12 protein-coding genes are annotated in these 11,785 nt (G+C 39.9%); 7 read left to right on the top strand and 5 right to left on the bottom strand.

What is annotated here, in order from left to right:
• Positions 1 to 176 precede the first annotated feature (176 nt).
• Both NSMS1_RS04790 and NSMS1_RS04785 read right to left on the bottom strand, forming a co-directional pair.
• Positions 177 to 806 (bottom strand): response regulator, encoded by a 630-nt coding sequence (locus tag NSMS1_RS04790; RefSeq protein ID WP_224091586.1) that lies wholly within the window; start codon positions 804 to 806, stop codon positions 177 to 179.
• A 302-nt stretch (positions 807 to 1,108) separates the two neighbouring features.
• Positions 1,109 to 2,032: a LysR family transcriptional regulator gene (locus NSMS1_RS04785; RefSeq protein ID WP_224091584.1), complete on the bottom strand. Its 924-nt coding sequence runs from the start codon at positions 2,030 to 2,032 to the stop codon at positions 1,109 to 1,111.
• Positions 2,033 to 2,154: 122 nt separating this feature from the next.
• Between NSMS1_RS04785 and NSMS1_RS04780 the strand changes: the two genes are divergently transcribed.
• Complete coding sequence (locus tag NSMS1_RS04780) at positions 2,155 to 2,889, top strand: SDR family oxidoreductase (RefSeq protein WP_224091582.1); 735 nt, start codon at positions 2,155 to 2,157, stop codon at positions 2,887 to 2,889.
• A 27-nt stretch (positions 2,890 to 2,916) separates the two neighbouring features.
• On the opposite strand, the gene NSMS1_RS04775 is transcribed toward NSMS1_RS04780, so the two are convergent.
• Positions 2,917 to 3,450, bottom strand: coding sequence for a DsbA family protein (locus NSMS1_RS04775; protein ID WP_224091580.1), 534 nt, complete (start codon positions 3,448 to 3,450; stop codon positions 2,917 to 2,919).
• Between the two features lie 31 nt (positions 3,451 to 3,481).
• The gene (locus tag NSMS1_RS04770) at positions 3,482 to 4,522 is read right to left on the bottom strand and encodes an ATP-binding protein (protein WP_224091579.1); all 1,041 of its coding nucleotides are present in this window, start codon (positions 4,520 to 4,522) and stop codon (positions 3,482 to 3,484) included.
• Positions 4,523 to 4,894: 372 nt separating this feature from the next.
• Between NSMS1_RS04770 and NSMS1_RS04765 the strand changes: the two genes are divergently transcribed.
• The gene (locus tag NSMS1_RS04765) at positions 4,895 to 5,497 is read left to right on the top strand and encodes a Crp/Fnr family transcriptional regulator (RefSeq protein ID WP_224091578.1); all 603 of its coding nucleotides are present in this window, start codon (positions 4,895 to 4,897) and stop codon (positions 5,495 to 5,497) included.
• A gap of 14 nt (positions 5,498 to 5,511) precedes the next feature.
• Here NSMS1_RS04765 and NSMS1_RS04760 read toward each other — a convergent pair whose 3' ends face one another.
• Positions 5,512 to 6,792: a GAF domain-containing sensor histidine kinase gene (locus NSMS1_RS04760; RefSeq protein ID WP_224091577.1), complete on the bottom strand. Its 1,281-nt coding sequence runs from the start codon at positions 6,790 to 6,792 to the stop codon at positions 5,512 to 5,514.
• Between the two features lie 206 nt (positions 6,793 to 6,998).
• On the opposite strand from NSMS1_RS04760, the gene NSMS1_RS04755 reads away from it, so the two are divergent.
• The 5 genes from NSMS1_RS04755 (at position 6,999) to NSMS1_RS04735 (ending at position 11,771) form a co-directional block, all read left to right on the top strand.
• On the top strand, positions 6,999 to 7,526 hold the full coding sequence (locus tag NSMS1_RS04755; RefSeq protein ID WP_224091576.1) for a DM13 domain-containing protein: 528 nt from the start codon (positions 6,999 to 7,001) through the stop codon (positions 7,524 to 7,526).
• 42 nt (positions 7,527 to 7,568) lie between these two features.
• Positions 7,569 to 7,829 (top strand): SDR family NAD(P)-dependent oxidoreductase, encoded by a 261-nt coding sequence (locus tag NSMS1_RS35425; RefSeq protein ID WP_411908663.1) that lies wholly within the window; start codon positions 7,569 to 7,571, stop codon positions 7,827 to 7,829.
• Positions 7,810 to 8,304, top strand: coding sequence for an NADPH-dependent FMN reductase (locus NSMS1_RS04745; protein WP_224091574.1), 495 nt, complete (start codon positions 7,810 to 7,812; stop codon positions 8,302 to 8,304). Before NSMS1_RS35425 ends, NSMS1_RS04745 begins: the two co-directional genes overlap by 20 nt.
• Positions 8,305 to 8,383: 79 nt before the next feature.
• A complete protein-coding gene (locus tag NSMS1_RS04740; protein ID WP_224091573.1) occupies positions 8,384 to 10,366 on the top strand; it encodes an amylo-alpha-1,6-glucosidase in 1,983 nt (660 codons plus the stop codon).
• Positions 10,367 to 10,472: 106 nt separating this feature from the next.
• A complete protein-coding gene (locus NSMS1_RS04735; RefSeq protein WP_224091572.1) occupies positions 10,473 to 11,771 on the top strand; it encodes a DNA cytosine methyltransferase in 1,299 nt (432 codons plus the stop codon).
• The last annotated feature ends 14 nt before the right edge of the window (positions 11,772 to 11,785 follow it).

Here is an 11,785-nt window from a genome sequence, read left to right as displayed (position 1 = left end):
AGTCTGTTTTCTATAAATGTAATTTCCTCTAAAACAAACTGCCCTGAAATTAATTTTTCAGAGCAGTTTGGAAATTTTATTTTTTGTATATCTAGCTAATGGCTAGTATTATTTACAAAAGCTATTCTTAAATTGATTTAGTGAGAAATGGGTAAATTTAATTCGATTGATGAAAATTAAAGTCGAGCAAGACCTCGCTTAAGAGCAATAGTAACCGCGTGAGTGCGATCGCTTGCTCCTAGTTTTTCTAGAATGTTTCGTACATGAAACTTAACTGTTCCTTCGACAATACACAGTTCTTCACTAATTTTACGATTGTTCTTACCTTGTACCATCAGCCGTAACACTTCTAACTCTCGCTCTGTCAATTCAGATTCAGAGAAGCGTTGAGTCAGTTTTTGTGCTACCGATGACATGACATATTTTTCTCCAAGATATACTTTGCGAATTGCTGTAAATAATTCTTGGCAGGGTGCATCTTTGAGCAAATAACCATATGCTCCTGCACGTAACGCTTGATAGATGTCTTCGTCACCATCGTAGGTAGTGAAAATGATAATACGGGCATTGGAAAACTCACTCCGTAGAGAACTAATTACATCTACCCCTTCCATTTGTGGCATTCGTAGATCCATCAACAATACGTCGGGTTGGTGCTTACGGAACTGAGCGATCGCTTCAACTCCATTTTGTGCCAAACCAACTACCTGAAAGTCTGCCTCCTTTTCTAATAAGGCTGATAATCCTTCTCGCATTGGAGGATGCTCATCTACAATTAAGAGACGAATGAGAACATTTAAAACCATAAAAACTTGAGTGAAAGGCTAGATAAGCAGGCATTGCAAGCAAGTAGAATACGAAGAAGTCATTCCTCCCACTGAGTCAACCAAATCCTTCAATCAGAAGGCATTGCAAATAAAGATACCAAAAGAATTACCAGAACCTCTTGATTCAAATCAATTTAAGCTTTTTTACAGTTTTGACTAACTTGTTCTCAGTATACGTAACTTCAAACCTTATTTATTCATATTCAAAAGACCTTTGTAGCCATTAATTTTTAATAATATAGTATTTATTTATACAAAAAATAAAAGCAAAGTCTGCTGTGTTAATCAACCACTGGAGATTGCCCGTAATCTGACACCCAAGGGTCAAGCCTAAACTCATTAGCCAGAAAATCTATGAAACAACGCACTTTAGCTGGTACAAATCGACCTCGACGGTAGACAGCGTGAATGGGTAGTGGAACAGGTTGGTAATCTTTGAGAATAATTTTCAGATTACTGCCATGTAGTGCATCACCGAATAACCAAACCGGAGAAACAGCAATTCCTAAACCAGCTAACACAGCTTCTCTAATAGCAGCAGAGTTATTTGCTTGGAAGTTACCGTTTACTGTGACTTGGATGACTCCTTGAGTTCCTTGAAAGTACCATTCATTACCTGTAGCAAGGCGAGTGTAAACAATACAGTTATGTTTTACTAAGTCTTGTGGTGTTTGCGGTTCACCTGTTCGCTCAAAGTATGATTGATGCCCAATTGTGACTCGCCTTGTAATACCAATGCGTTGTGTAATCAGTGAAGTATCCTCCACCTTGCCAATCCGAATTGCCAAATCCAATCCTTCTTCTATCAGGTCTACAAAGTGATCTGTCATCATCAAATCAAGTTTGATATTTGGGTAGCGCTCAAGAAAGGCTTTCAGCCGTGGTACTACTTGCAATTGACCAAAAGCCACAGGACAACCTACCCGCAATACTCCCCCAGGTTTTTGTCGTTGCCCTACACTTGATTCGGCTTCTGTCACTGCCTCTAATACCCGTTGACAGTGTTCGTAGAAACGGGAACCTTCATCAGTCAAACTCAAAGTGCGCGTAGAGCGAACAAGTAACTGAACGTCTAAATATTCCTCTAATGCGGCAATCTGCTTACTAATAGTGGGTTGAGTGGTGTTTAGTTCTTTGGCTACGGCGGAAAAACTGCCCGTTTCCACTGTCCGCACAAAGGTTTTCATGCAGGAAATACGATCCATTGCTAAGTTTCATTCTTATTTGGAATAAATCATATTCTTTTTTGCCGTCTTCTCAAATAATTAGGCATCAATCATGATGAAGATGTCAGCACTAAATAGTACATCAAACGCTAGAGGGTTTTATGAATATCAATGGTTCTGTGGCATTGGTTACGGGTGCAAATAGAGGAATTGGTAAGGCTTTTATCCAGGCATTGGTACAAGCAGGTGCAAGCCGTATCTATGCCACTGCGCGTAATGTAGATTCTTTAAAACAAGTGGTAGCGATCGCTCCCGATAGGATTATACCTCTAGCACTGGATGTAACAAATCCTGAACAAATTGCGGCGATCGCCCAAAACGCACAAGACGTAAATCTGCTAATTAATAATGCTGGAGTTTCGGGTGCGGGTGGCTTTTTTGCCAGCGACAGTTTAGAAACGGCGCGTTGGGAAATGGAAACCAATTACTTTGGTTCATTAAATATGATTCGTGCTTTTGCTCCTATTCTCAAACAAAATGGTGGTGGGGCAATTGTCAATCTGTTATCAATTGCATCTTTAGTTAATGTTCCGCTTCTCGCTTCTTACAGCGCATCTAAAGCAGCATTACATTCGTTGACACAGGGAGTTCGCGCAGAATTAGCTCAACAAGGAACGCTAGTTGTCGGTGTCTTCCCAGGCCCAGTAGATACGGCAATGGCGGAAAATGTACCCCTCGATAAAGTACCCCCCATTCAAATTGCTCAAGCTACCTTGCAGGCAGTAGAACAGAAAATTGAAGATGTACAACCTGATCCCGTTTCTGAACAAGTATTTGCAGGATTTCAGCAAGATCCGAAGGCTGTTGAAAAGCAATTTGCCAGTATGTTGCCTTAAAAGGATTTTAGATTTTGGATTAATTATTTATAGGCATGTTTGCTTTGTCAGCTTGATCCGATATAAAAGAGCATCCTGATCTAACGCATCACTATAAACAAAGCCATTAATAAATAGTGTTGGAGTTGTAATCACACCACTAGCCTTGCCACTATCTAAATCCTCTTGAACACGCTTCACAAATAAATCTCCAGTGACTTCACTTAAGAATTTCTCAATATCTAAATTGAGTGCGATCGCATACTCAACTAAATATCCATTACCTAGTTCTTGATGATTAGTGTAAAGGCAATTGTGCATCTCCCAAAATTTACCTTGGTTAGCGGCTGCTTCTGCTGCTTCTGCTGCATGTTGAGCGTCAGAGTGAAGGTGGCGACAAGGAAAATGTCGGTAAACAAAACATAACTGTTCACTCAATTTCTGTTGTAGAGATTGGATAACTAAGTGAAACTTGGCACAATCAGGACATTGATAATCTCCATACTCAACTAAAATAATAGGAGCTGTTAGCAATCCTTGAATATGGTCGCGATCGCTGACGGGTAAGGTGAGTGTATTCATGAGAAATCCAAAAATTTTGATAATTACTTTGCTACTGAATTATTCCTAACCGTAGGGCTTTGACAATAACTTGAGTACGTCCTTCTACACCTAACTTATTCATCAAACTACTAATATAAGTTTTAACCGTATTTTTAGAAATAGATAAGATTTGAGCAATTTCTGAATTTTTGCAACCATCTACAAGTAATTGCAAAATCTCGACTTCACGGTTTGATAAAGTAGGTGATGAGTTCTTATTGTCAGGTACAGTAGGCTGGGAGTTATTGCAAAGTTTAACAATTGGTAGGCAAACACTAACAGTAGTTCCTTTACTTTCCGATGATTGAATTTCTAGATTGCCAATGTGAGCATCAATAATTTCTTTAACAATCATCAGTCCTAACCCGTGACCAGAAGATTTAGTAGTAATTGGTTGATGTCCCAACATGGGGATTAAGTGGGGTGGAATTGGCTGTCCAGTATTATGAATTTCAATTAAGATTTGCTGGGTGTGTGAGTCTATGTGAGTGTGGACTGCGATCGCATCTCCTGAATGCACTGCCTCACAAGCATTCATCAACAAATTAAGAAAAACCTGTTTGAGTTTATCGCGATCGCCTTTAACAATTACCTCCCCAATATTAGGCGCAAAAATAATTTTCTGACCTGATGCAATTGTTAAATTTGTAGATAAGTGTATAGTTTCATGAATTAAGTCAATTAATCGAATTTCTTGTAACAGAATTGTCTGTTGGGAAGGAAGACAGGTATGAGCTAAAATTTCATCCGTCATTCGCTTCAGGCGTTGCGCTTCCTCAAGTGCCAGAGTTAATCGAGTTTGCTCAAGTTGATCCAATGGCATATTTCGATATGTTTGTAAGACATTTAAGATTACGCACAGTGGACTCCGCATCTCATGAACAATCATGGCAGTTTGCTGTTCAACTGCTACCAAACTTGTTAGGTTGGTCGAATTTGGTTTTAGAGCAGATGAATATTGCGTTTCAATAATCCTTTGTTTCGAGATATGAATAACCTTGTCCTTTGGTATCATTGATGAAGCTAACTCCATCGATTGATTTGATTGCATCGAAAATCTCCATTTCTATTTGAGTTAAATTTCGCCATAACAAATTCGGACTTGTATATATCTTCGATTTGAGTAAAATTAACAATTATGAAGCGAATAAAAGATATATAGAAAATAATTGGAATTGGACTGGATTCAGTTTACAAGAAATTCTTCCTACTGTCCCTTTTCACAGGAAAGGTTTCCAACCTGAGCCAGAGTTAATAACTAAAACACTTATTTAGGTAAGTAAATTTCCTAGACTTAAGTTCAGGAATACTCCCCACATTAAGTTAAAATAATTTAAAATTAATATCTCTCTTTTATGATAAATTCAGGCAAAAATGTTAATTTATTTAAAAGCTGGGATTTAGCTGTTATTATAAACAATCCATGTTTCAACGATTCAATATTGATGATTTGCCGGAAGACTTGATTCGCCAAATTAGTAGGCGATCGCTTGCTCGTAAAGAGTACTTATTTCTTGATGGTGATCCTGCCGATTATATCTATTACATAGAATACGGTGTAATTCGCTTGCTGCACTACACAGAATCGGGGCAAACCGTAAACCATTACACCCTTATGTCAGGAGACTTTTTAGCAGAGGTTTTAGTAGTATCAGATAAATGTCTCTGCACAGCTATTGTCGAGGAGCCTACCCAGGCGTTAGTAATTCCTAAAAAAGCTTTTGTGAATACACTCTCCCAAAACCCACCACTTATGTTAGCGTTCTTAGGAGAGGTTGCCTATCGCTTACACATGACCAAAATGATGATGCAAATACGTAGTATTCGTTCCGCATCAGAACGAGTATTAAATTATTTACGCATTATTGTTCCCAAAGGCTCAAAAACGATTATTGTTGATCGCCCCCTCAAAGAAATTGCTTACAACCTGGATCTCACACCCGAAAGTTTGTCTCGCTCCCTCACTCAGTTGCAGGAAGAAGGTATAATCAGCCGTGAACCTGGTCGGATTATCCTTAGAGATTAAAAACCAGACTCAATCTAAATTGCTGAATTTTGAATTGATGTTCTGGGTAACTGTACGCTTACTATAGTACCTGTTGTTGTATCAGAGTGAATGGATAATTCTCCACCGTGAGCATTAACGATACGCTTAGTAATGGGTAGCCCCAAACCCGTACCACTAGGTTTTGTCGAAAAGAATGGCTGCGTTAGCTTTGATAAGATTTCTGGAGGAATTGGTTCACCACCATTGCAAATATTAATGCAGACATGATTTGGAGAGGAAATATTTATTTCCCATTTAATTACATCTCCTGGTGAAACTGCCTCACAGGCATTACGGACAATATTAATAAAAACTTGCTTGAGCTTATCTTTGTCACCTAAAATCTTCACTGGAACTGAGGCTGGAATAAATTCAAATTGTCGTGAGGCTGCTTCTGGCATCTCGCTGGTGTAACTTAGCAACTCACTCATAAATTTATTTGCATCTAATTCGCATAGTTGCAACATCTGCAGTTTGGCATAAAGCAAAATTTCACTCAGCAGATTTTCTAAGCGAGTGGCTTCGCCCAAGGCTAATGATAATCGCTCTTGTGCAGATTCAGTTGTCACAGTTCTCTGGAAATACTTCAACCCCATAGTCATGGTAGTTAAAGGATTACGAATTTCATGCACAATCATTGCCGCAAATTCACCAATAGCGGCTAGTCGTTCTTGTTCTACAAGCTTGGCTTGCGCTGCCCGTAATTCTGCTGTGCGGTTTTGTACTTCAGCTTCTAGGGTATAATTAAACTGTCGCTGTTGCTCATACAAATGGTAATTATCAATTGCTGTAGCTGCACGTTCAGCAAATAATTCTACAAATTGAATTTCATCTTGGGTAAAATTCCTTGGTTGCTGATGAAAAGAGCAAATAGTACCAATTACTTCGCCTTCGGCAGTCCGTAAAGGTATGCCTAAATAAGCACAATAGCCTTCTGGCGCTTCGCCATACTCTGGGTTTTTGTTGGCATCTTCCACCGCTAAGGAACGGCCAGTTTCGACAACCGTGCCTGTCAGTGAACCATGCAGCGAATAAATATGTTCGCCTTCACCCATGTCTAGACTGCTGGCCAGCACTTGCTCAAATCCCTTTTGACACAATGTTACTACTGACCAATCGACATTAAGTAACTCACTGACTCCACAGGCAACATTATGTAGATAGCTATTTAGCTCACCATTTCGATAGTTTAAGGAAGATAATAGTGCGATCGCTCTACGCTCACGTTGCCACATTTGATTTTGTAAAGTTTTATTATCAATGGTTTTGATCATAAATAAAAAGATATGTCTTTAAAATCTGATATTAATCTTTAAAATTTGCTGAGAAAGGCTTGATATTTTTCTCAACACAATATCAGACTTATACATGCAATTCCTTAGATATTCATAATTTTTTAATTAGTTATCACAGTAATAATCAGGTTAAATCCCCAATTAAAACTTAGTTTGCTTCTCACTGTCTTAAGGAATTTTCATTTATGAAAGCTCAACGGTTAATAATACTCTCACTCGCGTCTGTAGTTATTGTTAGCTGTGCCAGACAAATATCAAATCAACAACTTACTACAAATTCTGCAACTGCCGATGCAGCTACAACCATAGCATCTACTGACAATACTTCAGCCCCATCTAGTAAAGCTTCAGATAAGACTACTATTAAATCGGGTACATTCGTTTCTGGAGAACAGACAACTCAAGGCACAGTCAGAATTACTCAAAAAGAAGATGGGTCTTTTATTGAGCTTGATCAGTCATTTAAAACTTCCACATCAGGCCCAGACTTAGTAATAGTTCTTCACCGCTCTGATAATGTCATTGGCTCAACTAAACCACCAGCTTATTCTTTAAAACGAGGAGATTATATTGTGATAGCTCCTTTAAAAAAATATAATGGCGCTCAAGATTATCTAATTCCCAACAATATTAATTTAGCAGCATATAACTCTGTTGCTATTTGGTGTCGCCAGTTTAATGCTACTTTTGGTGCTGCCAGTTTGAGTAGTTAATGATTTCTTGAAAAGTAACTCTAATTTATAAGGAAAAAATATATGAATTTAGAAGGTAAAGTTGCCCTAGTTACTGGTAGTAGTCAAGGAATTGGACAAGGAATAGTTTTACGTTTAGCTCAAGCAGGAGCTAATGTTGTAATTAACTATCGCTCACACCCAGAAGGAGCAGAAGAAACTTTAGCGAAGGTAGAAGCATTTGGTGGCAGTTGTCACATGGCTAATTGTCCTAAATCGCAAGGTTACACCTTACAAGCAGATTTAGGTAGCGTTGAGGAAGTGCGTGGCAAAATTTATTGTTGAGCAAGTTGCCGCACGAGATAAACTAGAAACAGAACTCATTGATATTAGAGAGATAGCGATCGCTACAGATGATGCAGGCGAAACACTCAAAAATCCTGAGTTTGCTACCACAATTGAGCGAGCAGATGGATTGATTATTGTTGTACCAGAGTATAACCACGGTTATCCGGGTTTGCTAAAGCACGTACTTGATACTTGCTTAAAAGAGTACATCCATAAAGCCGTAGGACTTTGCGGTGTTTCCGCAGGGCCGTTTGGTGGTACAAGAGTAATTCAAAATCTATTACCTGTAATGCGCGAGTTGGGTTTAGTAACTATTTTTTATGACCTCAACTTTAGTAATGTACAAACACTATTTGATGATTCAGGTAATTTAATTGACAAACCAACTTACATTCGCCGGATGGAAAGGTTTATGGACGAGTTAGTTTGGATGTCAACTGTCCTCAAACATGGGCGACAAGAATTTAATTAATTTTCATGCCATTCTCAGCACGAAATTAGGTTTTATCATTCATAATCCAGATGTTGCTTCCCAGCAAGAGTATTAACTTATGTGTATGGAATTTGGGCGGGAAATCTGCGGTTATCTCAACACCGCCGAATCGAGGGAATGGTTAGTTACTAATGGTATTGGGGGTTATGCTTCTGGTACGGTAGCAGGGTTACTTACTCGTCGTTATCACGGCTTATTGGTAGCAGCTTTGCAACCGCCATTAGGCCGCACTTTACTATTAGCGAAACTAGATGAAACCGTTTTGTATGACCATCACTCCTATCCCTTAAATACTAATCGCTGGGCAGATGGTAATGTCAGTCCTCACGGTTATCAACATATTGAGCGTTTTGCCTTGGAGGGTACAATTCCCGTGTGGCAATTTGCTGTGGCTGATGCTTTGTTAGAAAAAAGGGTATGGATGCAGCAAGGTGCTAATACAACCTATGTTCAATATACTTTATCTCGCGCTACCCAACCGCTTGACCTACAACTTAAAGCATTAGTTAACTATCGTGATTATCATGGCGATACCCAGAGTCATGACTGGCACATGTTTTTAGCAACCCTTGCCAACGGAATTTGTATTACCGCTTATCCTGGTGCTACACCTTTCTATCTACTCAGTGACTCTGGTAGTGTGTCTCCTATCCACAATTGGTATTATGGTTTTGATTTAGCGATTGAACGCTATCGGGGATTGAAGGATAAAGAAGACCACCTCCACGCCGCGACTTGGGAAGTTACACTTCATCCTGGGGAATCATTTACTTTTGTCGCCAGTACAGAAGAACAACCAAATTTACAGGGAGAAACCGCGCTCAAATTACGACGTACTCAAGAACAAAAGTTAATAGAAATTGCCAAAGTTTATCGACCAGTTGATAGTGGAGAATTACCAACTTGGATTAACCATTTAGTACTCGCTGCTGACCAGTTTATTGTAGACCGTAACTTACCAGAAGAACCCGATGGCAAAACTATCATTGCTGGTTATCACTGGTTTAGTGACTGGGGACGAGACACAATGATTAGTCTACCGGGTTTGACAATTTCCACTGGTCGTTTAGAGGTAGCACGTTCAATTCTGCGTACGTTTGCCAAATATGTAGACGAAGGAATGTTACCTAATCGCTTTCCCGATGCGGGGGAGCAGCCAGAATACAATACAGTAGATGCTACGCTGTGGTATTTTGAAGCAGTCCGAGCTTACTACAGTGCTACAGATGATGATCATTTATTAGCTGAACTCTTTGGAGTGTTAGCGGATATTATTAGTTGGCATTGTCGCGGTACACGCTACAACATTCACTTAGATCCCGCCGATGGTTTACTTCACGCTGGGGTTGCAGGTGTGCAGTTAACTTGGATGGATGCCAAAGTGGGAGATTGGGTAGTGACACCGCGAATTGGTAAACCAATTGAAGTTAATGCACTTTGGTATAATGCTTTACGCACAATGGCTACCTTTGCCCGTCAGCTTGGTAAACCACATCAAGAATACCAAGCAATGGCAGACCGAGCTTTAGCCAGATTTTCTCGGTTTTGGCATGATGGGTTAGGTTACTGCTACGACGTTTTAGATAGTCCTGATGGCGATGATTCGACCTTACGTCCTAACCAAATCTTTGCTGTGTCGTTACCAGAAAGTCCTTTGACATCAGATCAACAGAGAAAAGTCGTGGATGTTTGCGGAAGGATGTTATTAACTTCGCATGGATTGCGATCGCTTTCTCCTGACGATCCACAATATCAGGGAACCTACGGCGGCGACCAATATCACCGGGATGCAGCTTATCACCAAGGTACTGTTTGGGGTTGGTTGCTAGGTGCATTTGTTCAAGCACACCTGCGCGTTTACCAAAATCCTCAGCAGGCGCGTCAATTTCTCGAACCAATGGCAAATCATCTTACAGCACATGGTATCGGCAGCCTTAGTGAAATATTTGATGGCGATGTACCAATGACCCCACGGGGATGTATTGCCCAAGCTTGGACAGTGGCGGAAGTTTTGCGTGCTTGGTTGGCTGCGGAAGGGTAATATAGCAAGAATTATACAATTTATACGGAAATTTGCTGGGCTTGCAAAACAAATGTACTGCTTCTAAAATAGGTTACTTGGTTTTGGTTTCGGTTGCGAAACTCCTATGTCTAGTAAATCCCTCACTGTGAAAAAAAACTTGGAAATACAGGTTATTCCAGATTACCCTACCAGAGCTTCTAGTAAACTTACTCTCAAGGCTTTAAGTTTTTTCTCAGGCTGTATGGGTCTTGATTTGGGGCTTGAGCAAGAAGGAATTGAGGTTTTACTAGCTTGTGAAGTAGATACGGCTGCTCGAAAAACAATAGAAACAAATAGACCTGATATCACTCTTATTGGTGACATTAGAAACTACTCTGCTAATGAAATTAGAGAAAAAGCAGGGTTGAGTTTGCATGAAGATATTGATGTGATTGTTGGCGGGCCACCATGTCAAGCCTTTAGCAGTGCGGGTAAACGGCAAGGATTTCATGATGAGCGGGGAAATGTCTTCTTAACGTTTATTGATTTAATTACTCAACTTAGACCTAAGTTTGCGGTGATCGAAAATGTTAGAGGACTATTGTCTGCTCCTTTAAAGCACCGACCTCATGAAATGAGAGGAGCTAACTATCCCCAATTGTCTGATGAGGAGAAAAGAGGGGGCGCACTTTTATATATTATTCGTCAACTGAAAGAAGCTGGCTACGGTGTTTCCTTCAACTTATATAATACAGCTAATTTTGGTACTCCTCAGCAACGGGAGAGGGTTGTCATCACTTGCAGCCGTGATGGTGAGAAACTTCCCTATCTTACACCTACCCATTCAGAGACAGGTTTGTATGGACTACCGCAATGGCGGACGCTAAGAGACGCGCTTGCGGAACTGCCAAAAGATGGGCATTGTTTCGTTAAGTTTCCAGAAAAACGCCTTAAGTACTACCGACTATTAAAACCTGGGCAGTATTGGCGAGATTTACCAGTAGAACTGCATCAAGAAGCACTAGGCGCATCCTATCATGCAGGAGGCGGAAAAACTGGTTTCTACCGTAGGTTAGCGTGGAATAAACCTTCGCCAACTCTTGTTACACATCCAGCAATGCCTGCAACAGATTTAGCACACCCAGAAGAAGATAGACCTCTGAGTATTCAGGAATATAAAAGGATTCAGGAATTGCCTGATAGCTGGATTATAGAAGGAAATTTGTTAGATCAATATCGACAGGTCGGTAATGCTGTACCCTGCTCTCTTGGTAGAGCGATCGCTAGAATGTTAATAAATCATATAAACGGTATAGAACCCAAAGTTTTTCATAACTTTCCCTATTCTCGATATTTAAAAACTGATGAGGTTAATTGGGAATTAGATATTTTAGGAAAGTCTCATCCTACTTATGCAAAGCAACTTTCTTTATTTCCAACGTGAGATAAATTTTTTAT

Origin of the sequence: Nostoc sp. MS1 (assembly GCF_019976755.1) — a bacterium.
Taxonomy (GTDB): domain Bacteria; phylum Cyanobacteriota; class Cyanobacteriia; order Cyanobacteriales; family Nostocaceae; genus Trichormus.
This window is presented reverse-complemented; position numbering and strand designations above follow the sequence as displayed.

Coding starts and splice junctions, on each gene's coding strand:
- NSMS1_RS04790 (WP_224091586.1), bottom strand. CDS start 806: ATGGTTTTAAATGTTCTCATTCGTCTCTTAATTGTAGATGAGCATCCT.
- NSMS1_RS04785 (WP_224091584.1), bottom strand. CDS start 2,032: ATGGATCGTATTTCCTGCATGAAAACCTTTGTGCGGACAGTGGAAACG.
- NSMS1_RS04780 (WP_224091582.1), top strand. CDS start 2,155: ATGAATATCAATGGTTCTGTGGCATTGGTTACGGGTGCAAATAGAGGA.
- NSMS1_RS04775 (WP_224091580.1), bottom strand. CDS start 3,450: ATGAATACACTCACCTTACCCGTCAGCGATCGCGACCATATTCAAGGA.
- NSMS1_RS04770 (WP_224091579.1), bottom strand. CDS start 4,522: ATGCAATCAAATCAATCGATGGAGTTAGCTTCATCAATGATACCAAAG.
- NSMS1_RS04765 (WP_224091578.1), top strand. CDS start 4,895: ATGTTTCAACGATTCAATATTGATGATTTGCCGGAAGACTTGATTCGC.
- NSMS1_RS04760 (WP_224091577.1), bottom strand. CDS start 6,792: ATGATCAAAACCATTGATAATAAAACTTTACAAAATCAAATGTGGCAA.
- NSMS1_RS04755 (WP_224091576.1), top strand. CDS start 6,999: ATGAAAGCTCAACGGTTAATAATACTCTCACTCGCGTCTGTAGTTATT.
- NSMS1_RS35425 (WP_411908663.1), top strand. CDS start 7,569: ATGAATTTAGAAGGTAAAGTTGCCCTAGTTACTGGTAGTAGTCAAGGA.
- NSMS1_RS04740 (WP_224091573.1), top strand. CDS start 8,384: ATGTGTATGGAATTTGGGCGGGAAATCTGCGGTTATCTCAACACCGCC.
- NSMS1_RS04735 (WP_224091572.1), top strand. CDS start 10,473: ATGTCTAGTAAATCCCTCACTGTGAAAAAAAACTTGGAAATACAGGTT.